The organism is Pseudomonas sp. SWRI51, assembly GCF_014268825.1.
GTDB lineage: Bacteria > Pseudomonadota > Gammaproteobacteria > Pseudomonadales > Pseudomonadaceae > Aquipseudomonas > Aquipseudomonas farsensis.
This window is the reverse complement of the sequence record NZ_JABWRG010000002.1, coordinates 21,338-44,133: the sequence shown is the minus strand read 5'-3', so window position 1 is coordinate 44,133 and position 22,796 is coordinate 21,338. Positions and strand designations below refer to the sequence as shown.

The 22,796-nt window shown below is 62.4% G+C and carries 24 protein-coding genes and 1 tRNA gene; 10 read left to right on the top strand and 15 right to left on the bottom strand.

Going from position 1 to position 22,796, the window contains the following annotated elements; genetic code table 11:
• Positions 1–24: 24 nt before the first annotated feature.
• Entirely contained in the window at positions 25–705 is a 681-nt protein-coding gene (gene aat, locus HU720_RS00995) for a leucyl/phenylalanyl-tRNA--protein transferase (protein ID WP_186516714.1), read from the bottom strand.
• Between the two features lie 337 nt (positions 706–1,042).
• Between aat and ftsK the strand changes: the two genes are divergently transcribed.
• The 6 genes from ftsK to cysG all read left to right on the top strand — a co-directional run bounded on the left by ftsK (position 1,043) and on the right by cysG (position 8,566).
• Positions 1,043–3,460, top strand: coding sequence for a DNA translocase FtsK (gene ftsK, locus HU720_RS00990; protein ID WP_186516546.1), 2,418 nt, complete (start codon positions 1,043–1,045; stop codon positions 3,458–3,460).
• 63 nt (positions 3,461–3,523) lie between these two features.
• Entirely contained in the window at positions 3,524–4,147 is a 624-nt protein-coding gene (lolA, locus tag HU720_RS00985; RefSeq protein WP_186516543.1) for an outer membrane lipoprotein chaperone LolA, read from the top strand.
• Between the two features lie 12 nt (positions 4,148–4,159).
• A complete protein-coding gene (locus HU720_RS00980) occupies positions 4,160–5,485 on the top strand; it encodes a replication-associated recombination protein A (protein WP_186516713.1) in 1,326 nt (441 codons plus the stop codon).
• Positions 5,482–5,856, top strand: a complete 375-nt coding sequence (gene crcB / locus HU720_RS00975) for a fluoride efflux transporter CrcB (protein WP_186516541.1) — start codon at positions 5,482–5,484, stop codon at positions 5,854–5,856. The genes HU720_RS00980 and crcB overlap by 4 nt, the downstream gene beginning before the upstream one ends.
• A gap of 30 nt (positions 5,857–5,886) precedes the next feature.
• A complete protein-coding gene (gene serS / locus HU720_RS00970; protein ID WP_186516539.1) occupies positions 5,887–7,167 on the top strand; it encodes a serine--tRNA ligase in 1,281 nt (426 codons plus the stop codon).
• 1 nt (position 7,168) lies between these two features.
• A complete protein-coding gene (gene cysG / locus HU720_RS00965) occupies positions 7,169–8,566 on the top strand; it encodes a siroheme synthase CysG (protein ID WP_186516537.1) in 1,398 nt (465 codons plus the stop codon).
• A gap of 119 nt (positions 8,567–8,685) precedes the next feature.
• Here cysG and HU720_RS00960 read toward each other — a convergent pair whose 3' ends face one another.
• The 8 genes from HU720_RS00960 to HU720_RS00925 all read right to left on the bottom strand — a co-directional run bounded on the left by HU720_RS00960 (position 8,686) and on the right by HU720_RS00925 (position 14,463).
• Entirely contained in the window at positions 8,686–9,648 is a 963-nt protein-coding gene (locus tag HU720_RS00960; RefSeq protein ID WP_186516535.1) for a glutathione S-transferase family protein, read from the bottom strand.
• A 97-nt stretch (positions 9,649–9,745) separates the two neighbouring features.
• Complete coding sequence (locus HU720_RS00955) at positions 9,746–10,747, bottom strand: glycosyl transferase family protein (protein ID WP_186516532.1); 1,002 nt, start codon at positions 10,745–10,747, stop codon at positions 9,746–9,748.
• Complete coding sequence (locus HU720_RS00950; RefSeq protein WP_186516531.1) at positions 10,744–11,079, bottom strand: TusE/DsrC/DsvC family sulfur relay protein; 336 nt, start codon at positions 11,077–11,079, stop codon at positions 10,744–10,746. The genes HU720_RS00955 and HU720_RS00950 overlap by 4 nt, the downstream gene beginning before the upstream one ends.
• Positions 11,076–11,372: a sulfurtransferase complex subunit TusB gene (tusB, locus tag HU720_RS00945; RefSeq protein ID WP_186516530.1), complete on the bottom strand. Its 297-nt coding sequence runs from the start codon at positions 11,370–11,372 to the stop codon at positions 11,076–11,078. Before tusB ends, HU720_RS00950 begins: the two co-directional genes overlap by 4 nt.
• Complete coding sequence (gene tusC, locus HU720_RS00940) at positions 11,372–11,731, bottom strand: sulfurtransferase complex subunit TusC (protein WP_186516527.1); 360 nt, start codon at positions 11,729–11,731, stop codon at positions 11,372–11,374. Before tusC ends, tusB begins: the two co-directional genes overlap by 1 nt.
• Position 11,732: 1 nt before the next feature.
• Positions 11,733–12,125 (bottom strand): sulfurtransferase complex subunit TusD, encoded by a 393-nt coding sequence (tusD, locus tag HU720_RS00935; RefSeq protein ID WP_186516526.1) that lies wholly within the window; start codon positions 12,123–12,125, stop codon positions 11,733–11,735.
• Between the two features lie 88 nt (positions 12,126–12,213).
• The gene (locus HU720_RS00930; RefSeq protein ID WP_186516525.1) at positions 12,214–13,593 is read right to left on the bottom strand and encodes a uracil-xanthine permease family protein; all 1,380 of its coding nucleotides are present in this window, start codon (positions 13,591–13,593) and stop codon (positions 12,214–12,216) included.
• Between the two features lie 198 nt (positions 13,594–13,791).
• Positions 13,792–14,463, bottom strand: coding sequence for a Bax inhibitor-1/YccA family protein (locus tag HU720_RS00925; RefSeq protein ID WP_186516524.1), 672 nt, complete (start codon positions 14,461–14,463; stop codon positions 13,792–13,794).
• A 148-nt stretch (positions 14,464–14,611) separates the two neighbouring features.
• Between HU720_RS00925 and HU720_RS00920 the strand changes: the two genes are divergently transcribed.
• A tRNA-Ser gene (locus HU720_RS00920) sits at positions 14,612–14,699 on the top strand.
• A 261-nt stretch (positions 14,700–14,960) separates the two neighbouring features.
• Entirely contained in the window at positions 14,961–15,374 is a 414-nt protein-coding gene (gene arfB / locus HU720_RS00915) for an alternative ribosome rescue aminoacyl-tRNA hydrolase ArfB (protein ID WP_186516523.1), read from the top strand.
• A 37-nt stretch (positions 15,375–15,411) separates the two neighbouring features.
• On the opposite strand, the gene HU720_RS00910 is transcribed toward arfB, so the two are convergent.
• Positions 15,412–16,086, bottom strand: coding sequence for a polysaccharide lyase family 7 protein (locus tag HU720_RS00910; protein ID WP_186516522.1), 675 nt, complete (start codon positions 16,084–16,086; stop codon positions 15,412–15,414).
• A 263-nt stretch (positions 16,087–16,349) separates the two neighbouring features.
• Entirely contained in the window at positions 16,350–17,042 is a 693-nt protein-coding gene (locus HU720_RS00905) for a YoaK family protein (RefSeq protein WP_186516520.1), read from the bottom strand.
• A gap of 93 nt (positions 17,043–17,135) precedes the next feature.
• On the opposite strand from HU720_RS00905, the gene HU720_RS00900 reads away from it, so the two are divergent.
• Complete coding sequence (locus HU720_RS00900) at positions 17,136–17,396, top strand: hypothetical protein (protein ID WP_186516518.1); 261 nt, start codon at positions 17,136–17,138, stop codon at positions 17,394–17,396.
• 263 nt (positions 17,397–17,659) lie between these two features.
• Here HU720_RS00900 and HU720_RS00895 read toward each other — a convergent pair whose 3' ends face one another.
• From HU720_RS00895 to HU720_RS00880, 4 genes are all read right to left on the bottom strand, one after another.
• Entirely contained in the window at positions 17,660–19,381 is a 1,722-nt protein-coding gene (locus HU720_RS00895; protein ID WP_186516516.1) for a biotin carboxylase N-terminal domain-containing protein, read from the bottom strand.
• Entirely contained in the window at positions 19,381–20,976 is a 1,596-nt protein-coding gene (locus HU720_RS00890; RefSeq protein ID WP_186516514.1) for an urea amidolyase family protein, read from the bottom strand. The genes HU720_RS00895 and HU720_RS00890 overlap by 1 nt, the downstream gene beginning before the upstream one ends.
• Complete coding sequence (locus HU720_RS00885; protein WP_186516512.1) at positions 20,976–21,734, bottom strand: 5-oxoprolinase subunit PxpA; 759 nt, start codon at positions 21,732–21,734, stop codon at positions 20,976–20,978. Before HU720_RS00885 ends, HU720_RS00890 begins: the two co-directional genes overlap by 1 nt.
• 98 nt (positions 21,735–21,832) lie before the next feature.
• On the bottom strand, positions 21,833–22,045 hold the full coding sequence (locus tag HU720_RS00880; RefSeq protein WP_186516509.1) for a hypothetical protein: 213 nt from the start codon (positions 22,043–22,045) through the stop codon (positions 21,833–21,835).
• 397 nt (positions 22,046–22,442) lie between these two features.
• Between HU720_RS00880 and HU720_RS00875 the strand changes: the two genes are divergently transcribed.
• Positions 22,443–22,796 carry an SH3 domain-containing protein gene (locus tag HU720_RS00875; protein WP_186516507.1) on the top strand — a complete coding sequence of 118 codons (354 nt, stop codon included), beginning with the start codon at positions 22,443–22,445 and terminating at the stop codon, positions 22,794–22,796.

Below are 22,796 nucleotides of genomic sequence, written 5' to 3'. Positions count from 1 at the left end.
TGTAAGCCAGCTGTGCAAACTCGCCTAGGCAACCCAGGTGGCGCTAGCGGGCTGGTCCAGGTACGTGGTCAGGTGTTCGGCGAAGCTGGCGCGGCTGATGGCGCGGGCGCCCAGGCTATGCAGGTGGTCGGTGGGCATCTGGCAGTCGATCAGGGCAAAGCCCGCTTGGCGCAGGTGCTCGACCAGCGTGGCAAAACCCACCTTCGAGGCGTTGTCGGCCCGGCTGAACATCGACTCGCCAAAGAACAAGCGGCCCATGGCCAGCCCATACAGGCCGCCGACCAGCTCGCCGTCCTTGCGGACTTCGACCGAGTGCGCGATGCCGCGCCGGTGCAGCTCAAGGTAAGCCGCCTGCATGCTGCCGGTGATCCAGGTGCCGTCGGCATAATCGCGAGGGGCGGCGCAGGCTGCTATTACCGCAGCGAAGTCGCCGTCGAAGCTCACTTGGTAACGGCCCTGGCGCATCAGCTTGGCCAGCGACCGCGAAACGTGCAGTTCGTCAGGAAACAGCACGGTGCGCGGGTCAGGCGACCACCACAGGATGGGCTGGCCGTCCTGGTACCAAGGAAAGCAGCCGTGCCGGTAGGCCGCTATCAGGCGGTCTGCAGACAGGTCGCCGCCCGCGGCGAGCAGGCCGTTGGGGTCTTGCAGGGCCTTTTCCAGTGGGGGGAAGCTCAGTGAGTCGCGGGTCAGCCAGGTCAGCATGAGGTTTTGGGCGGTGGAGTAGGGGAGGGCGGTCAGCATGGCGCGGCTTGGTGGCGAGGTCAACGGCGGGTGTCGCGCCCGTCAGTGCCCCTTGTACTGCTGGTATTTAGCCAGCTTTGGCACCATCTGGCGCATTTGCTGTCACACCTGTGCAAAAACACAGCATAAGCCTTTGTCACAAAAGACAATGCATGATCAAATTGCACCTATATGAACAAAGCCCCCGTTCGTGCCCCCACGGCGTACCGCCATGGCGGCGGGTGGGCAGTAATGTTAAAAGTAGTGATTTGTTGGCCAGTCACCGGCCAATCACTATTCGCGCAGGAATAGACGCGTTTTGAAGAAATCCACTGCAACTCCAGCTCCCTTGCCCGTGCCGTTATGGCGCCAGCAGCTGCAATACCGCCTCAAGGAAGGTGCGCTGATTGCCGTCGGTGCACTGTGCCTGTACCTGTGGATGGCATTGGTCACCTACGACACCTCCGACCCAGGCTTCAGCCACACCAGCAACGTCGAGCAGGTGCAGAACGCTGCCGGCCGCGCCGGGGCTTACTTTGCCGACATCCTGTTCATGGTGTTGGGCTACTTCGCCTACATATTCCCGCTGCTGCTGGGCATCAAAACCTGGCAGATTTTCCGCGAGCGCCACCAGCCGTGGCAGTGGAGTGGCTGGTTGTTCTCCTGGCGCCTGATCGGTCTGGTGTTCCTGGTGTTGTCCGGTGCGGCCCTGGCGCACATCCATTTCCATCAGTCTGCGACCTTGCCGTTTTCCTCGGGTGGCGCGCTGGGCGAGAGCCTTGGCGACCTGGCGCGCAGCCTGCTGAACGTGCAGGGCAGCACGCTGATGTTCATCGCCCTGTTCCTGTTCGGCCTGACCGTATTCACCGACCTTTCCTGGTTCAAGGTCATGGACCTGACCGGCAAGATCACGCTCGACCTGTTGGAGCTGGTGCAGGGCGCAGCAACCCGCTGGTGGGAGGCGCGCAACGAGCGCAAGCGCCTGGTGGCGCAACTGCGTGAGGTAGACGAGCAGGTCGACGAAGTAGTCGCCCCTGTGGTGCCCGACAAGCGCGAGCAGATCAAGGCCCGCGAGCGCATCCTGGAACGCGATGAAGCGCTGACCAAGCATGTGGCCCAGCGCGAACAGCAACCTGCCCCGGTGATCAACATCCCCGCGGCCCCGGTCAAAGCGCCAGAGCCCAGCAAGCGGGTGATGAAAGAAAAACAGACGCCGCTGTTCGTCGATAGCGCTGTTGAAGGTACTTTGCCGCCCATTTCCATCCTCGACCCGGCTGAAGAAAAGAAAATCGAGTACTCGCCCGAATCGTTGGCAGGTGTCGGTCACCTGCTTGAAATCAAGCTCAAGGAGTTTGGGGTCGAGGTCTCGGTCGACTCGATCCACCCGGGCCCGGTGATTACCCGGTACGAAATCCAGCCGGCTGCCGGAGTGAAGGTCAGCCGTATCGCCAACCTGGCCAAGGACCTTGCGCGCTCTCTGGCCGTGACCAGCGTGCGGGTGGTCGAGGTAATCCCTGGCAAGACCACCGTGGGCATCGAGATCCCTAACGAGAACCGCCAGATGGTGCGCTTCTCCGAGGTGCTGTCGTCGGCACAGTATGACGAGGCCAAGTCGCCGGTCGCCTTGGCCCTGGGCCACGACATCGGTGGCAAACCGGTGATCACCGACCTTGCCAAGATGCCGCACCTGCTGGTGGCGGGCACCACCGGTTCCGGTAAGTCGGTGGGTGTCAACGCAATGATTCTGTCGATCCTGTTCAAGTCTGGCCCGGAAGACGCCCGGCTGATCATGATCGACCCGAAAATGCTCGAACTGTCGATCTACGAAGGCATTCCGCACCTGCTGTGCCCGGTGGTCACCGATATGAAGGACGCCGCCAACGCCCTGCGCTGGAGCGTTGCCGAGATGGAACGCCGCTACAAGCTGATGGCGGCCATGGGCGTGCGTAACCTGGCCGGCTTCAACCGCAAGATCAAAGATGCCCAGGAGGCCGGCGAGGTCATCTACGACCCGCTGTACCGCCGCGAAAGCATGGACGACGAGGCGCCTACGCTGAAAACGCTGCCGACCATCGTTGTCGTGGTGGATGAATTCGCCGACATGATGATGATCGTCGGCAAGAAGGTAGAAGAGCTGATCGCACGAATTGCGCAAAAAGCCCGTGCTGCCGGTATTCACCTGATTCTGGCCACCCAACGCCCGTCGGTGGATGTCATCACTGGCTTGATCAAGGCCAACATTCCGACCCGTATGGCGTTCCAGGTGTCGAGCAAGATCGACTCGCGGACCATTATCGACCAGGGCGGCGCCGAGCAACTGCTGGGCCACGGCGATATGCTGTACATGCCGCCTGGCACCAGCCTGCCGATTCGCGTACACGGTGCGTTCGTTTCTGACGAAGAAGTGCACCGCGTGGTCGAGGCCTGGAAGCTGCGTGGCGCGCCAGACTACAACGACGACATTCTCAACGGTGTCGAAGAAGCCGGCAGCGGCTTCGAAAGCGGCGGCGGCGGTGGCGACAGCGACGACTCGGAAAGCGACGCGCTGTACGACGAAGCCGTGCAGTTTGTGCTGGAAAGCCGCCGTGCTTCCATTTCGGCAGTGCAGCGCAAGCTGAAGATCGGTTACAACCGCGCCGCACGCATGATCGAAGCAATGGAAATGGCCGGTGTGGTCACTTCAATGAACAGTAACGGCTCGCGGGAAGTGATAGCCCCAGGCGGCCCGCGCGACTGATGTTTTCTTCCGCCGGGTGCCAGCGACGGTGCCCGGCTCATTCAATGCTCTACGAGGATCCCCATGCGCATGATTCGCATGATGTTGGTTTCTGCCCTGGCTGCGGCCAGCCTGTCGGCCCATGCCGGTGAACAGGACGTCCAGCGCCTGACCCAGTTGCTCGAAAAGTCGCAGACCATCGAGGCCAACTTCTCCCAGCTGACCCTGGACGCCGGTGGCACAAGTCTGCAGGAAATGTCCGGCAAGATGACTGTCAAGCGCCCTGGTCTGTTCTACTGGCACACCGATGCGCCACAGGAGCAGGTCGTCGTATCCGACGGCAAGAATGTCACCCTCTGGGACCCCGATCTGGAGCAGGCCACCGTCAAGAAGCTCGACCAGCGCCTTAACCAGACTCCGGCACTGCTGTTGTCCGGTGATGTATCGAAGATCAGCCAGAGTTTCGACATCACCTCCAAGGAGCAGGGCGAAGTGATGGACTTCACCCTCAAGCCGAAGACCAAGGACACCTTGTTCGATTCGCTGCGGGTATCGTTCCGCAAAGGGCTGATCAATGACATGCAACTGATCGACAGCGTCGGCCAGCGCACAAACATCTTGTTCAATGGCGTGAAGGCCAACCAGGCGGTGCCGGACAGCAAGTTCACCTTCGACATCCCCAAAGGCGCGGATGTCATCAAGGAGTAAGCACAACCCGTGATGGATCTGTTTCGCAGTGAGCCCGTCGCCCAGCCTTTGGCTGCGCGGCTGCGCCCGTCCAACCTGGATGAGTATGTCGGCCAGGAGCACCTGCTCGCGCGGGGTAAACCGCTGCGCGAAGCGCTGGAGCAGGGTGCGCTGCATTCGATGATCTTCTGGGGCCCGCCCGGGGTCGGCAAGACCACCCTGGCGCGGCTGCTGGCGCAGTTTTGCGATGCCCACTTCGAAACCGTCTCGGCAGTACTGGCGGGGGTCAAGGAAATCCGCCAGGCCGTCGAGGTGGCCAAGCAGCAGGCCGGCCAGTACGGCAAGCGGACCATTCTATTTGTCGACGAAGTGCACCGCTTCAACAAGTCGCAACAGGACGCTTTCCTGCCTTATGTCGAGGATGGCACGCTGATTTTCATTGGTGCCACCACTGAAAACCCCTCGTTCGAACTGAACAACGCCTTGCTCTCGCGGGCCCGCGTCTATGTGCTCAAAAGCCTGGACGAAGCGGCGCTGCGCAAGCTGGTAGACCGTGCCCTTACCGAGGAACGCGGCCTTGGCAAGCGCAACCTCAGCGTTGGCGACGAAGCCTTCAAGATGCTCATGGCCGCCGCCGATGGTGACGGCCGGCGCATGCTCAACTTCCTGGAAAACGCCTCTGACCTTGCCGAAGATGGTAGCGAAATCGGCGTCGAGCTGCTGCAAAGCCTGCTTGGCGACAGCCGCCGTCGTTTCGACAAGGGTGGCGAGGCGTTCTACGACCAGATTTCCGCACTGCACAAGTCGGTGCGCGGCTCCAACCCGGACGGTGCCTTGTACTGGTATGCGCGCATGCTCGACGGCGGTTGCGACCCGCTGTACATCGCCCGCCGTGTAGTACGCATGGCCAGCGAAGACATCGGCAACGCCGACCCGCGTGCACTGAGCCTGTGCCTGGCGGCCTGGGACGTACAGGAGCGCCTGGGGAGCCCCGAGGGCGAGCTGGCGGTGGCCCAGGCCATCACCTACATCGCCTGCGCGCCGAAGAGCAACGCCGTATACGTGGGATTCAAGACCGCCCTGCGTGAAGCGGCCGAGCATGGCTCGCTGGAAGTGCCGCTGCACCTGCGCAATGCGCCGACCAAACTGATGAAGCAGCTCGGCTATGGCGAAGAGTACCGCTATGCCCATGACGAGCCCGATGCCTACGCCGCCGGTGAAGATTACTTCCCGGACCAGCTCGAACCGCGCCAGTACTATCAACCGGTGCCCCGTGGCCTTGAGCTTAAAATCGGTGAAAAACTGCGCCATTTGGCCGAACTCGACCGCATCAGCCCTCGGCAGCGGAGAAAACCGTGATTGCACTGATTGCGGCAGTCAGCGCCGGAGGCATTGCCGGCACGCTTTTGCGCTTTGCCACCGCCAGTTGGGTCAGCGCCCACTGGCCACGGCACTTCTATCTCGGTACGCTGGCGGTCAATCTGATTGGCTGCCTGCTGATCGGCCTGCTCTACGGCTTGTTCCTGCACAAACCCCTGGTGCCGGTCGAGCTGCGCGCTGGCCTGATTGTTGGGTTTCTCGGCGGCCTGACCACGTTTTCTTCATTTTCGCTCGACACCGTGCGCCTGCTCGAAAGTGGGCAAGTACCGCTGGCATTGGGCTACACCGGCGCCAGCGTAATGGGCGGGCTGCTCGCAACCTGGGCCGGCCTTGCTCTAACCCGTATCTGAACCAACACCTACCTATAACGAGAGAACGATATGCTCGATTCCAAACTGTTACGCGGCCAACTTCAGGAAGTGGCGGATCGCCTGGCCTCCCGTGGCTTCAGCCTGGATGTCGCGCGCATCGAATCACTGGAAGAACGCCGCAAGGCGGTGCAGACCCGCACCGAACAGCTGCAGGCCGAGCGTAACGCCCGTTCCAAGTCCATCGGCCAAGCCAAGGCCAAGGGCGAAGACATCGCCCCGTTGATGGCCGATGTCGAGCGCATGGCCAATGAGCTGGCGGCCGGCAAGCTGGAACTGGACGCTATCCAGGCCGAGCTCGACGGCATCTTGCTGACCATTCCCAACCTGCCGGACGCCAGCGTGCCGGTGGGTGCCAACGAAGATGACAACGTCGAAGTGCGCCGTTGGGGTACCCCGCCGGCATTCGATTTCGAGGTCAAGGACCACGTCGCGCTGGGCGAGGTCAGCGGTGGCCTGGACTTCGAAGCCGCTGCCAAGCTGTCCGGCGCGCGCTTTGCCGTGCTGCGCGGCCCGATTGCTCGCCTGCACCGCGCCTTGGCGCAGTTCATGATCAACCTGCACACCGGCGAACACGGTTACGAAGAGGCCTACACCCCGTACCTGGTACAGGCGCCAGCCCTGCAGGGCACCGGCCAGCTGCCGAAGTTCGAAGAAGACCTGTTCAAGATCAGCCGTGATGGCGAGGCAGACTTCTACCTCATCCCGACCGCTGAAGTGTCGCTGACCAACTTGGTTGCCGAGCAGATCCTCGACGCCAAGCAGTTGCCGATCAAGTATGTCGCGCACACCCCGTGCTTTCGCAGTGAAGCCGGTGCTTCGGGCCGTGACACCCGCGGCATGATCCGCCAGCACCAGTTCGACAAGGTCGAGATGGTGCAAGTGGTCGAGCCGGGCAAATCCATGGAAGCCCTCGAAGGCCTGACTGCCAACGCCGAGCGCGTGCTGCAGCTGCTCGAACTACCGTACCGCGTACTGGCACTGTGCACCGGTGACATGGGCTTCAGCGCGGTGAAAACCTTCGACCTCGAGGTGTGGGTACCAAGCCAGGGCAAGTACCGCGAAATCAGCTCCTGCTCCAACTGCGGCGACTTCCAGGCGCGCCGCATGCAGGCGCGCTGGCGCAACCCGGAAACCGGCAAGCCAGAGCTGGTGCACACCCTCAACGGTTCGGGCCTGGCAGTGGGCCGTACCCTGGTTGCGGTGCTTGAAAACTACCAGCAGGCCGACGGTTCGATCCGTGTGCCTGAAGTGCTCAAGCCGTACATGGGCGGCGTAGAGGTGATTCGCTGATATGGACTACCTGCCGCTGTTCCACAAGCTGCAGGGGGCTCGCGCGCTGGTTGTCGGCGGTGGTGAAATCGCCTTGCGCAAGGCTCGCCTGCTGGCTGATGCCGGCGCCGTGCTGCGTGTCGTCGCACCTGATGTCGACAGCCAGCTAGCTGCGCTTGCGCGCGAGGGCGGTGGCGAGGTGCTGGTGCGCGGCTATGAAGCCCGCGACCTTGGCGGTTGCCGGCTGGTAATCGCCGCCACTGACGACCCTGGGCTCAATGCCCAGGTCTCGGCCGAGGCCCAAGCTCTGAGCGTGCCGGTCAACGTGGTAGATGCGCCTGCGCTGTGCACGGTGATCTTCCCAGCCATCGTCGACCGCTCCCCGTTGGTGGTTGCCGTGTCCAGTGGCGGCGATGCGCCTGTGCTGGCGCGGCTGATCCGGGCCAAGCTTGAAGCCTGGATTCCTGCAGCCTACGGCGAGTTGGCCGGGCTGGCTGCGCGTTTTCGCCATCAGGTCAAGGCGCTATACCCTGACGTCAACCAACGCCGTGGTTTCTGGGAAACCGTGTTCCAAGGTCCGATCGCCGAGCGCCAACTGGCCGGGCAGGGCGCCGAAGCCGAGCGCCTGTTGCGCGAAATGGTCGAGGGCGCGCCGGTGCAGCAGGGTGGCGAGGTGTATCTGGTCGGTGCCGGCCCGGGTGATCCGGACCTGCTCACCTTCCGCGCCTTGCGCCTGATGCAGCAGGCCGACGTGGTGCTGTACGACCGCTTGGTGGCGCCGGCGATCATCGACATGTGCCGGCGTGACGCCGAGCGCATCTATGTGGGCAAGCGCCGCGCTGATCATGCAGTCCCTCAGGACCAGATCAACCGCCTGCTGGTGGACCTGGCCCAACAGGGCAAGCGTGTATTGCGCCTCAAAGGTGGCGACCCGTTCATCTTTGGGCGTGGCGGCGAAGAAATCGAAGAGCTGGCCGAGCATGGCATTGCGTTCCAGGTCGTGCCCGGCATTACGGCTGCCAGCGGCTGTTCGGCCTATGCCGGTATCCCGCTGACCCACCGTGACTACGCCCAGTCAGTGCGTTTTGTAACAGGCCACCTCAAGGATGGCACCAGCAATCTGCCTTGGAACGACCTGGTCGCGCCGGCGCAGACATTGGTGTTCTACATGGGGCTGGTGGGGTTGCCGACTATCTGCGCCGAATTGATCAAGCATGGCCGCGACGCCAGTACCCCGGCTGCATTGGTGCAGCAGGGTACTACGCGCAATCAACGGGTGTTCACCGGGACGTTGGCAGACTTGCCTGAAATGGTGGCGCGCCATGAGGTGCATGCCCCCACGCTGGTGATCGTCGGTGAGGTTGTGCAGTTGCGTGAGAAGCTGGCGTGGTTCGAAGGGGTTCAGGAGCAGAGCTGCTAGAGCCTCTTTGCGCTGGCGATGGTCCTTGAGGCGCAGATCCTAGGGCTGCTTTGCAGCCCATCGCGACACAAGGCCGCTCCTACCCAATAGAAAGCGATTTGCTTGAAACCACGCTTTTTTTACCCCGCCTGCCAGATCCCTTTGCCCGGCAGCCTTGCACGGTCGTGGGGCGCGCTGAAGTCCTGCAGCGGGCCCTTGGGCACGATCCCGTTCGGGTTGATGGTCTTGTGGCTCAGGTAATAGTGCTTCTGGATATGTTCCATGTTCACTGTACCCGCCACGCCCGGCCACTGATAAAGCTCGCGTAACCAGTTGGACAGGTTCGGGTAATCGCTCAGGCGGCGCAGGTTGCATTTGAAGTGGCCGTGGTAAACGGCGTCGAAGCGCACCAGGGTGGTGAACAGGCGCACATCGGCCTCGGTCAGGTATTCGCCGGCCAGGTAGCGTTTTTTGTCCAGCAACGCCTCCAGATGATCAAGCTCGTTGAACACCTCATCGAAAGCCGTCTCGTAGGCGTCTTGCGTGGTGGCGAAGCCTGCGCGGTATACGCCATTGTTGACGGCCGGGTAGATGCGTTCGTTGAGGGCGTCGACTGTGCTACGTAACGCTTGCGGGTAAAGGTCCAGCGTATTGCCCGTCAGCTCGTTGAACGCCGTGTTGAAGATGCGGATGATCTCGGCAGACTCGTTGTTGACGATGCGCTTCTCTTTCTTGTCCCAGAGTACCGGCACGGTTACCCGGCCAGTGTACTGCGGGTCGTCCTGGGTATAGCGTTGGTGCATGTACTGCAAGGCGTCGAGAAGGTCACCGGTGGAGCCGTTTTGCTGATCGAACGTCCAGCCCTGCTCACCCATCAGCCAGCTCACCACCGAGACATCGATCAGCGGCTCCAGGCCTTTGATGGCACGCAGTATGAGCGTGCGATGGGCCCAAGGGCACGCGAGGGATACGTACAAGTGGTAACGGCCAGCCTCGGGCGTGGGGAGCGGGTTACGGCGCTGGGCATTCTCACGCTTGAAGGCGCCGTCCTTGCCGTTTTCATACCACTGGTCGTGCCAGCGGCCATCGATCAAAAGGCCCATGGTGCAGCTCCTCGGAACAAAGTTGTTTGTCGTTGGAGCTCAGTCTAGAGAAAATCGTTCGAATAAATAGCGCAAAGACTGGGGTGGTTTAATCGGCTTATTCGATGTTTTTGCGGGCCGCCCAGTAGCCTCGCGCTGTGCTGAACGCTTGTTCGCGGCCTTGGCCAAGGCCGCGCAACGCCAGGGCCATAGTCGCAACCACAGCCATTTCGCCGTAGCTGTCTTCAGCTTCACCGCGCCATACCGCCAGCAAGTGCTCAGGTTGCAAGCTGGCAGGCTTCACATGACGTTGGGCGCTCAGTGCTGGCCATTCTTCGTCCCACGCCTCGGCGTTGGAGGTGCCGTACAGGTGGCTGATGACGTCCGGGTTCACCTCGATTTCACCGCCATCGCCTTTGATCACCAGCGAGTGGTCGCCCAGCAGCCGACTCGCTTCGCGGTGCACTGCCTGGTAGCCGGGGTGGAAGATGCTCTGCAGGCCGCAGCGCGCCGCCAGCGGGTTGAGCACCCGGGCGAGGGAATGAATAGGCGAGCGCAGGCCCAAGGTATTGCGCAGGTCGATCATCCGCTGCAATTGTGGCGCCCAGTCCTGCAGCGGGAAGAACGCCAGCTGGCCCTTGTCCAGCGTTTGCGCAACGCCAGCCCAGTCGCGGCACAGTGGGATATCCAGCAGGCCCAGCAGTTGCTCGGTATACAGCCGCCCGGCGGTGTGAGCGCCGCCACCGTGCATCAGGATGCGCACGCCATTGGCGGCCAGGCATTTGGCGGCGAGCAAGTACCACGGCAAATGGCGTTTTTTGCCCGCATAGCTCGGCCAGTCGAGGTCGACGCTGATGTTCGGGGCCTGCAACTGCGCGCGCAGCGCTTCGGTGAAGCCGGCCAGCTCCTCGGCGCTTTCTTCCTTGTGCCGCAGCAGCATCAGGAAGGCACCCAGTTGGGTGTCCTCGACCTTGCCTTCAAGCAACAGGGTCATGGCGGCACGCGCCTCTTCACGGCTGAGGCCGCGCGCGCCGCGCTTGCCCTTGCCGAGAATGCGCACAAATTCAGCAAAAGGGTGTTCGGCCGGGGTTTCCAGGGTCAGCGGGCGTGGTTCGGTCATATGCAATTGGTCGGCTTGGGCAGGCCCGCCAGCTTGGCGGCAAGTTTGGCGGGGGTGCCGTTGAACAGGCGGTTCAGGTGCGGGCTGTTGCCCTTGTCGGCGCCCAGCTTGAGCGCTGTGTACTTGATCAGTGGGCGCGTGGCTGGCGACAGCTGGTATTGGGCGTAGAACTCGCGCAGCACGTTGAGAATTTCCCAATGCTCGTCGGTCAGGCTGATCTGCTCCTGGGCGGCCAGTGCTTGCGCGGCTTCGGGCGACCAGTCTTGCAGGTCGAGCAGAAAGCCGTCTTTGTCTAGGGCGATAGTGCGATCGCCGACCGTCAGGGTGCTCATAGCCAGCTGTTGACCTTGTCATAGTGCAGTGAGAGTTCAACGAACGCGAGGTAGTCCACCGCGATAACCTGCGTGCCGTCGAGGGCGCGGGCTTGCAGGTCTTCAGCGAGGGCGAACAGGCGCGGGCCAAGGTTGGCGGCCTGCAGCATCTGTTGCGGCTCGCTGCCAGCCTTGAGTGCGTAGGTGGCATCGCCACATAGCAGCAGGCCGTCGTCGGCACCGAGCAGACGCAGGCAACTGGCCAGGCGCTCGTCACCGAAGGGCGAATGGGCGATTACATGCAAGGTCGTCATCAGAGCGTTACCACTTGGTCAAAACGGGCAATCAGCGCCTTCAACGCTGCATCGTCGAGTACCTGCACCGGCAGGTTCAGCGCTTCATCTGCAAGGCCGCGCCGGGCCAGGCTGTGGGCGCAGGCAAACAGCTCTTCTACGCCAAACATAGGCAGTGCCTGCAGGTTGGCGGCAAGGTTCTTCTGCTGGAGGGCATCGGGCTGCTGCGCTGCGGCCAGCTGGAACACCCCGTCATCGAGAAACAACATGCCCAGCGGCAGATCGAACGCACCACCGGCCAGCGCAACATCCAGCGCTTCGCGTGCACAGGGCCCGCTCCACGGCGCCTGGCGGCTGATGATCAATAAAGATTTGGCCATTTCAATCGCCTCCAAAGCAGACCAGGCGGTCGGCAAGCTGCGCGGCTTCGTGCAACTGGCCGAGCCCGGAGAGCTCCCATGGTGCCGGCAGGTTCACGGCAGGGCGCTGATAGCGGTTGGCCTCGGTGTCATCCAGCACGCCACGGCGCAGCGCGGCGGCAATGCACACTACGGCGTCCAGGCTGTGCTCGGTGATAAAGGCGCGCCATTGCGCAGCCACGTCCAGTTCATCCTGTGGCGCAACGATATTGGCCGAGGCGCTGTGCACGCCGTCCTGATAGAAAAACAGCCGGGCAATGTCATGCCCGCTGGCCAGCACCGCCTCGGCAAAGCGCAGCGCGCGGCGTGAGGAGGGCGCATGGGCCGGAGAAAAGACCGCAATGGCGAATTTCATGGAAAACCCGTGCAAAAGATTAGCGCCATGATAAAGCAAAAAGCCCGCGCTGGTGGGCGCGGGCTCGTGGGTAAAGCGGCCGCGCAGCTCAGGCGTTGGCTTTGCTCTCGGGCAGGAACCAATTCAACAGCAGCGCACAGAGCCCGCCGGTGGCAACCCCGGACTCCAACACATTGCGCACCGCAGCCGGCATGTGCGCAAGAAACTCCGGTACCTGCGCAACACCCAGGCCCAAGGCCAGGGAAACCGAAATGATCAGCAAGGCGCGACGGTCCAGGCGGGTACTGGCCAGAATATTGATGCCCGACGCTGCCACCGCACCAAACATGACCATCGCCGCGCCCCCCAGCACCGGCTCAGGCACCGCCTGAATAACCCCGGCCACACTTGGGAACAGGCCCAGCAGTACCAGCATCAGGGCGATCCAGATACCGATATGGCGGCTGGCGATACCGGTCAGCTGAATAACGCCGTTGTTCTGCGCAAAGATCGAGCTGGGGAAGGTGTTGAACAGCCCTGCCAGCAGCGAATTCGCGCCATTCACCAGCACGCCGCCCTTGATGCGCTGCATCCACACCGGCCCTTCGACAGGCTGGCGCGAGACTTTACTGGTGGCAGTCACGTCACCGATGGCTTCGAGCGCAGTCACCAGGTAGATCACCAGCATCGGAATAAACAGCGCCCACGAGAACCCGAGCCCGAAGTGCAGCGGCGTCGGCACCTGGAACAATGCGGCCTGGTGCATGCCGGTAAAGTCCAGGCGGCCTAGGTAACCGGCCAGCGCGTAGCCCACAGCCAAGGCGATAACAATGGCGCAACTGCGCATCCATACCACCGGGATACGGTTCAGAATCACGATGATGGCCAGCACCACGCCCGACAGCAGCAGGTTTTCGCCGTTGGCAAAAGTGCCGTCTTTCATCGCGCCAAAGCCACCGCCCATACTGATCAGGCCGACTTTGATGAGGGTCAGGCCGATCATCAGCACCACGATGCCGGTCACCAGCGGGGTGATCAGGCGCTTGACGAAGGGCAGGATGCGCGACACGCCCATCTCCACAAAGGAACCGGCAATCACTACACCGAAAATCGCCGCCATCACCCCTTCGACTGGCGTGCCTTGCTGCACCATCAGTGCGCCACCTGCAATCAACGGCCCGACGAAGTTGAAGCTGGTGCCTTGCACGATCAACAGCCCGGCACCAAACGGCCCAAAGCGCTTGCACTGCACAAAGGTGGCGATACCAGAGATTACCAATGACATCGACACGATCAGGTTGGTGTCCCGCGCCGATACGCCAAGCGCTTGGCAAATCAGCAGCCCTGGGGTCACGATCGGCACAATAATCGCCAGCAGGTGCTGCAGGGCGGCGAGCAGGCCGATCAGTGGGCGCGGTTTGTCCTCCAGGCCCAGCACCAGTTCATTGGCAGGTGCTGCCGCATCCGGCTGGTGTTCGTTTGCACTCATGGAAAATGCTGCCCCGGCAGAAAAAAGGAGCGCATTCTACGGGCTGGAACAGCGTTGGGGTAGGGGCAAACATCAAGCTCGCGCGTATCGCAAATAACCTGACTTTATGGTCAGTTGCTGTGCCTGCTCTACGGCTATCTCCCAGCCACGAAAAAGCCCGCCGAAGCGGGCTTTTTGCTGGGGTGCGAAGCGTTTGAATCAGTCGTCGCGGCCCATGATGCCGAACAGCTGCAGCAGGCTGACAAACAGGTTGTAGATCGATACATACAGGCTGATGGTCGCCATGATGTAGTTACGCTCGCCGCCCTGGATGATAGCGCTGGTCTGGAACAGGATGCACACCGACGAGAACAGCACGAAGCCTGCGCTGATCGCCAGTTGCAGGCCGCTGATCTGGAAGAAGAAGCTGGCAACCACGGCGCCCAGCAGCACGAAGAAGCCTGCGGTGATGAAGCCGCTGAGGAAGCTCATGTCCTTGCGGGTGATCAGCACATAGGCGGACAGGCCACCGAATACCAGTGCGGTCATGGCAAACGCCGAGCTGACCACTTCAGCGCCACCGGCCATGCCGAGGTAGCGGTTGAGGATAGGGCCGAGAATGAAGCCCATGAAACCGGTCAGGGCGAAGGTGGAAACCAGGCCCCACGCCGAGTTACGCAGTTTGGAGGTGAGGAAGAACAGGCCGTAGAAGCCGATCAGCACCACGAAAATGTTGGGGTAGCCGACGCGCATCTGCTGGGCGATGAACGCCATGACGCCGCTGAAGGCAAGGGTGAGTGCCAGCAGGCTGTACGTGTTGCGCAGGACCTTGCTGATCTCCTGCTGCTCGACCTGTTGGCCCTGGTGGAGGGTGTAATCCTGTTCGCGCATGGCGACACTCCTTAGACGGTTGAACCGGGGCGAACCCACGGCATTGGAACGTAAGTGGCTCGAAGCATACCAGAGCTGCTGCAAGCCGCGACACAGAGAGTTTGACAGCTTGTTTCATTGCGGTATTATTGCCGCCGCAAAACCTGCTGGAAGCGTGGCCGAGTGGTTTAAGGCAACGGTCTTGAAAACCGTCGATGGGCAACTATCCTAGAGTTCGAATCTCTACGCTTCCGCCATATTCAAAGCCCTGATTATTCAGGGCTTTTTGCGTTTTTGGGGCTGGACTCTTGGCTCAATCTGAAAATGCCGCCTTATTTCCCAGATGTTCGCGACATGTGTCCCCAGTGTTCCAGAAAGGAATCAGCAACTCTGGGATCGAGCACCGCCCCCGCGGCGCTCTGTCCTTTAGGCTCAAGATGGCTACCGGCAAACATGGGTTGCTCTATGGCAAACCAGCGCCCCCGGTGATAATGGTCGCAACCAAAAGGGCCATTTTCATGCTGACCATCTCCAACAACGTGCATCTCCCAGATGCCGAAATTGAACTGACAGCTATCCGCGCGCAAGGCGCCGGCGGGCAGAACGTCAACAAGGTGTCCAGCGCCGTTCACCTGCGCTTCAACATCCCAGCCTCGTCATTGCCCGAGTTCTACAAGGAGCGGCTACTGGCGCTGCGTGACAGCCGTATTACCAGCGACGGCGTGCTGATCATCAAGGCCCAGCAATACCGCACCCAGGAGCAGAACCGCACTGACGCCCTGGCGCGCCTTGCCGAGTTGATCATCGCTGCCGGCAAGACCGAAAAGAAACGCCGCCCCACCAAGCCGACCCTTGGCTCCAAGACCCGCCGCCTCGATGGCAAAGCCAGGCGCAGCACCGTCAAGGCGGGGCGGGGGAAGGTAGATTTCTAAGCGCGTCGGGCGCTGCGATCCGCCTTTCGCTCCTTGGTTAGCTATGACTCAACGAAAGGCCGCTGATCACGCAGATCGACCCATCCGCAGCAGGCGTCGAGTCGGTGTAATCAACCTGGTTGTAAACCCCCCCATGAAACTCGAACAGCCGAGTGCCCCAGGTAGCGTCAAGTTGCAGGGCGCCGGACGAACCTGATACGCCGTTGCATTTAGCCTCAACAGTCACTACGCCTTTGGCGGTAGCGTGGATGCTCACCGTGAACTCCGCCCCAAGCGGCACCCCCTTGAGCACTGTCGAGTTCACGGGCGTGGTCTGGTTGTACTTGGTGCGAAAGCCCATGGTGATGTTGCCCTTGTTCCAGAACACCTTCACCGGCGGGCTGTCATCACCCCTGACATGGATCTGCGAGATCACCACCTTCTGCGCCGAGTTGACCTTGGTGACGGTCATCCGTTGACGGTTCCAGTGATCGGCCGCACTGGCGAGGGTCCAGTTGGTGGGCTCTGACCATTCGCAGCGGGTTCGATGCGTGCTTTTACTTGAGGCGCCCTTGGTAGGGGCCGTGAGCTTTACGGAGCCATCGGACAAAACGGTCACGTATTGCGGAAACCGTTCTATTGCCTGTGTGCCGCTGAGCTCCAGGGCGACAAGGTTTGTGGATGAAGTCGCTGCTGGGGTGGTGATTGTCAGTTTGTCGATATTGACGGTCATGGCACTTCTCCTAGTGGCGGGAGGGGTGAAATGTGGCAGCCCGGTTCGGGCTGCGGCTCGGTGGCCGTCTAACCGTTGGGTTTTTGCGTTTGCTACAGGCCTCGGCAGTTGGCCAGAAGCTGCAAGGTGGTCATGTCTGGAGCGATGAGATACCTTTGCTGTATGCCCATACAGTATGCATCGGATTTCGGGTTTGCGCAGGAAAAAGTAGCTCGGCCATTGAAACAGAGCAGTTTCGCAGGCCTCTAGCCGTTGCCGATGGACTACTTTGGCATGTAGGTCCGTTGCCAGCGGCGCGGAATGATGAGCGAAGCGGTGCCAAGCCCTGCGGCAACCAAGCCATTGATCGCGAGAGCGGCAATACCGAACCTGTTCTGCAGGAGTGCCCCAACCACAGCACCGATCAGCATGCCGAGCCAAGGGACAAGCTGCACACGCCAGCCGGGTTTTCTCTCGCCCAGCAGCCAGCGCCCCAAACCCCGACCGAACCGGGAGAGTGCGCCGGTTACGTAGGTCAGTCCGATGGGCAGGCCATTAACTTCTTCTACGACCGCGTTGATCATGCCCATCGACAAGGCCGCGCAGAGCAGCACGATCAACTGGGTGGGCATTAGCGCCGCCAGGCAAAGTAGTAGTGCGACGCATAGAAGCAGCGGCCAAGACCGCCTATTGACCAGCCGGGCGACAATAACGCCCAGCGCATTGCCCAAGATAAACGCCACGATCAGCGCTGTGATGCCAAGCATGGCTTGGGTATCGCCGTGACTGATCGAAACTGCAAGCCGCGTTGTGTTGCCGCTCATGAAGGACACGAAATCGCCGGTAGCCGTAAAGCCGACGGCATCGGTCATGCCGGCGAGAAAAGAAAGTGCGGCCACGAAGCAAAGCCCGACCTTCCCTCGGATTTTGGCAATTCGCTTGCCTCGGGCTGTGTAAAGGCCTGGCTCAGGCAGCATTTGGATTATCCATGTCCGTGAATTCCGGCCATTTTGGGGCGCAGAATGACCCCTGCATAGTGGAACGTGTCGATCTCCTCCTGCGCCGCCTAAGTGACGGGCCTGTCGACGCAGGTTAACTTTCATGACGGACTGATTGAGAAGGAAGTGCGCATGCTGTGGTTCGGAACCGACAAGGCCAGGTTCAAGGTGCAACGGCTCATCATGGGCGCGGTACTGTTGTTGGCGCTGTTTTTCCTGGCTGTGCAGATCGAAGGCTACGCATCGGGAAACGCCGGGTTGGGCGATGTTCTGGACGGCCTGTTCATCACAGGTTTTGCTGCTGGCATGTTCTACCTCGCAGGCAAATGGTGATCGGAAGCAGGCGGGTCACGCAATTGCGATGAACTGCCCGGCCACAGGGCTGCCGAAAAGAACATCACCCAAGGAGTTAGCGTCATGACCGAGCAGCGCAACGACCATAAAAAGCAAGAGGTGCCAGCGCACTCCACTGAAGAGGAGAGGGCGCGGCTAAAGGACAAGAACAAGGACGGCATCCCACCAGGGGCTGAGTAAAGGGCCACGCAGCGCTGGCGGGCCCAGGCTGCTTTGGCCTTGGGCAGCATGATATCGGCAAGTCATTCAACCCTGCCGATCTGTGCACATGCGTCGTAGTACTGCCCCGGCGCCCCAATAATCCTTAACGTGCCTGCACATGGCGCCTTTACCTGCGTCTCCATTTTCATCGCTTCCACCACCGCGATCACTTGCCCGGCCTCAACGCTGGCGCCGTGCTCGACGACCCACGCATGCAGGTTGCCTGCGACCGGTGTCGTCACGCTGTGCTCATCCGCGGTTGCCGTCTGCAGCGCAGGCGCCGCAGTGCCATTGACCTTGATGCCGGCCAGTAACGCGGCAGGCAGGCCGAGTTGATGGCGCTTGCCATCGATCTCGACGAAGGTGCGCAGCACACTGGCGTCGACCGGGGTGGCGCTGCGTGGGGCGATGCTGATGCGTTCGGCAAACTCGGTTTCGATCCAGCGCGTATGCACGGCGAACCTGCCAGCGGCGGTGAAATCGTCGTGGTCCATGACCGCACGGTGGAATGGCAGCACGCTGGCCACGCCTTCGATACGAAACTCGGCCAGCGCGCGACGGGCGCGGCGGATGGCTTGCTCGCGGGTGGCGCCGGTGACGATGAGCTTGGCGATCATCGAGTCGAAGTGTGCTGACACGCGCGAGCCTTCGATCACGCCGCTGTCCAGACGCACCCCGGGGCCGCTCGGCGGCTGGAAGGTTTCGAGAGTGCCGGGGGTCGGCAGAAAACCGTTGCCGGCATCTTCGGCGTTGATGCGGAATTCGAAGCTGTGCCCGCGTGGCGCCGGGGTGGTGTTGAACGAAAGCGCCAAGCCATCGGCAACGCGCAGTTGCTCAAGCACCAGGTCCACGCCGCTGGTTTCTTCGGTGACCGGGTGCTCCACCTGCAACCGGGTGTTGACTTCAAGAAACGACAGCGTGCCATCGGCGCTGAGCAGAAACTCGACGGTGCCGGCGCCGACGTAGCCGGCCTCGGCACATATATCATGGGCCGAGGTGTGGATGCGCTGGCGCAGGTCGTCGTCCAGGAACGGTGCAGGGGCTTCCTCGACCAGCTTCTGGTTGCGCCGTTGCAGCGAACAGTCGCGCGTGCCGACCACGACCACGCGGCCGTAGCGGTCGGCGATGATTTGCGCCTCGATGTGCCGGGGGCGGTCGAGAAAGCGTTCGACGAAGCATTCGCCACGGCCAAAGGCACTGACTGCTTCACGCACGGCTGAGGCGTACAGGTCGTCGATTTCATCGAGCTGCCAGGCCACCTTGAGGCCGCGTCCGCCGCCGCCGAAGGCGGCCTTGATGGCAATCGGCAGGCCGTGTTGCTCGGCGAATGCACGGACTTCGTTGGCATCGCGCACCGGGTTCTGGGTGCCGGCCACCAGCGGAGCACCCACCTTGAGTGCGATGCGCCGGGCTTGCACCTTGTCGCCGAGGGCGTCGATGGTTTGCGGGTCGGGCCCGATCCAGGTCAGCCCTGCGGCCTGTACGGCGCGAGCAAAATCGGCGCGTTCAGACAAAAAACCGTAGCCGGGGTGTACGGCATCGGCTCCGGCGCGGGAGGCCACCGCCAGCAGTTTGTCGATGTTCAGGTAGGTGTCGGTGGGGCGCTGGCCTTCAAGGGCGTAGGCTTCGTCGGCCTGGCTGACGTGCAAGGCGTCGCTATCGGCATCGCTGTACACCGCCACGCAGGCTACCCCGTAGTCACGGCAGGCACGGGCGATACGCACGGCAATTTCGCCGCGGTTAGCTATCAGGACCTTTTGCATCAGGCAGGGCTCTCGCTGGAAGGGGCTGGGCGTACGGGTTCGAAGGCGCCCAGCGGGTTGAAACGGACGCGCGCATTGACCGGGATCTGCCCGGCCAGGTCCAGGTGGTGCGGTGCGACCACGGCGATCACCGGGTAGCCCCCGGTCAGTGGGTGGTCGCGCAGAAACAGCACGGGCTGGCCGTTGGGTGGCACTTGAATAGCGCCAACGCGGGTGCCTTCGCTGGGCAGTTCGCCGTCGATGGCGCGTTGCAGCGGCTGCTCGCCGGCCAGGCGGATGCCGATGCGGTTGGACTGCGCGGTAACCTGCCAGGCCTGCTGGCTGAGCAGTACCTGCGCCGCTTCGGTGAACCAGTCGCTGCGCGGCCCCATCAGCACGTCCAAGGTGATGACCTGGTCGCTGCGCGGCAGGGCGAACGCTGGTTGTTCGTGCAATGACACCGCAGCGCCACCGACGGGCGCGTTGAAACCCAGGCGATCACCGGGTGCCAGTGGCGCCGGGCCGACGTGCGCCAGGGTATCGCTGGCCGCGCTGCCGAGTACCGGGGTATGGTTGAAACCGCCGCGGATGGCCAGGTAGCTGCGTAGCCCGGCCTTCGGCGCTTGCAGGCTGACGCGGTCGCCATCGTGCAGCGCGAATGGTGCATACAGGGCAGGGCGCAGCACCTCGCCGCTGGCGCTGCGCACCTCTATCGGGGTATCGGCACCGGTAACAGCGGCCAGGCCGTGGCCGTGGCAGGTGAAGCTCAGCCCGCCCATCAGCACCTCCAGGCAGGCGCTGCCAGCTGGGTTGCCCACTGCGCGGTTGGCGGCGCGCAGGGCGCCCTGGTCCATTGCCCCGGAGGCCGAGACGCCTTGCCGGGCGCGGCCGGGGCGGCCGAGGTCCTGAAGGAGTGTCTGTAAGCCGGGCGAGCCGATCTCAAGGCAATCGCCGCGGGCTGTGAATGACTGGCGGGGGGCTGCGACCGACACCTGTGCCTGTGCCGCCGGGCCGGCATCAATGAACCTTACCCGATAACCCGGTTGCAATAGTGCCGGCTCCTCGCGCTGGAGGTCCCACATGCGTGTACCGGTGACCCCGATGATCTGCCAGCCGCCGGGGCTGGCCTGCGGATAGATGCCGCTGAACCCACCGGCCAATGCCACCGCGCCGGCAGGGATGCGTGTGCGCGGGCTGCTGCGACGCGGCACCACCAAGCCGGCGCTGCCGCTCAGGTAGGCAAAGCCTGGGGCAAAGCCGCAGAATGCCACGCTGTAGTCGCTGCTGGTGTGGCGGCGGATCACCTCGTCGGCCGTGATGCCCAGCGCCTGGGCCACGTCGTTGAGGTCTTCACCGTTGTAATGCACCGGGATTTCGATGAGCTTCCCGGCCTGGCGTTTCGGCGCACTGATATCGCGGGAGGCAATCTCGGCGGCGAGTGCTTCGCGGCTGACGGTGCTTGGGCGAAAGTGCACCAGCAGGGTTTGCGCGGCGGGCACGATCTGCTCCACTCCGAGGGCTGGCGCTCGCTCCAGGGCGTCGAACAGCGCCAGGGTTTGCGCAAGGTTCGCCAGCTCCACCAGCAAGCCGTCCAGCCCGACCGGGTAAAAGCGCATCAGCTGAACGCACGCAGTTCGGTGCCGGCCTCTAGCAGGCGGCGTTTGACGGTGCGGGCAATGTCGACGGCTTGCGGGTTGTCGCCGTGCACGCAGATCGACTCGGCCTGCAGCTTGATCAACTGGCCGTCTTCGGCCTCGATCACGCCATCGCGCACCAGACGCAGCATGCGCTGGGCAATCAAATCGGCATCGTGCAGCACCGCACCTGGGTGGGTGCGCGGCACCAGCGTGCCGTGGGCGGTGTAGGCGCGGTCGGCAAACGCCTCGGCGACGCAGCTCAGCCCCGCCTGTCGGGCCCAGCCCAGCAGCGGCGAGTTGGCCAGGCACACCAGTTTGAGCTGCGGGTCAATGCGCAGCAACGCCTGGATTACCGCGCCTGCCTGCACGGGGTCCAGGGCGATGGTGTTATACAGCGCGCCATGCGGTTTGACGTAGCTCACCTGCGCCCCCACGCTGCGCGCCAGCCCTTGCAGGGCGCCAATCTGGTAGACCACATCGGCGCTCAACTGCGCGGCAGGCACCGCCATGTTGCGGCGGCCGAAGCCGACCAGGTCGGGGTATGACACGTGTGCGCCGATGGCAACGCCACGGGCGGCTGCGGCCTGCAACGTGGCGAGGATGCCGGCAGGATCACCGGCATGGAAGCCGCAGGCGACATTGGCGCTGGTCACGATGTCGAGCATCGCGGCGTCGTCGCCCATGCTCCAGGCACCGTAGCTTTCGCCCAGATCACTGTTGAGGTCGATGGCAGGCATTAACAAGTCTCCGTGGCGATTTCAGGCTGCTGGCCAGGTAGCCATCATCAGACTCGCGGCGCTGCAGAGCAACCACTGCAACCAAACCGTAGGGCTTTCTATTGCAGCGTGTGCGGCTTTACCTGGCCCGCAAGCCCTGTCAGCGCCCGCTCTATTTGTGCGATCAGTACGGCGAGGTGGTCAGCCTTTTCTTGCTGGGCCTGCACATCGAGCGACGCCAGTTCATGGCGCAGGTTAAACAAGCGCTTTTGCAAGGCGAGGGCGGAGGTGTGAAAGTCTTCCATAAAGATCTCGTGCAGGGTGGCGTCCATGCCGTTGTAGGAAAGCTGGCAAGTTAACAGCTCATATGGGCTGGCCCGCACTGATCATTCATACATGCGCGTTACTTGCTTCGCTATTTCCTACTGCTGATTCAGATTGGCCCTACAAGGCTTTCAGCCTCGACATTTAACAACCCCGCTGTGACTGGACCTGAACGCCAGCCAGGCCAGCGTGATCGGCCATAAACGAGTTGTTCTCTGCAGCCACACTTTTGTAGGGCAAGGGATTTTTCCCAGAAACCTTTTGTTGCAAAGGTGTTGGGGAAGCGTTTCAGCCTTACGCCCCAGCGTTTTGCGTGTGCCAGGGCCAAGGGGCGCGCAAGGCCAAGGTGTCTCAGCGCCGGTCGAGCTGTTAGCATCGCCGCTTTTCGCGGCCAGGGAGAGGCTTGTGAAGTACGTCGTCATCGAGCCGCACCGCAGCGAATACCCCGCGCCCATTCGCTTCGAGCCAGGTACCGTGCTGGATATCGGCCCCCGTTATGAGGGCGAAGCGCACTGGCAGGACTGGTACCTGTGTAGTTGCCCCGGACAGCAGCCGGGCTGGGTGCCGGGGCAGTTGATCGAGCGCATCGGCGTCGGCAAGGGCCGGGCGCTGCAGGCGTACTGTGCCCATGAACTGGATGTCGACGCCGGCCATCAGGTCGAGGGGCTATGGTCACTCAATGGCTGGCTGTGGTGCCGGCGGCTGCGCAATGGCGAACTAGGCTGGCTGCCCGAAGACAAGCTGCAGCCGCTCGACTGA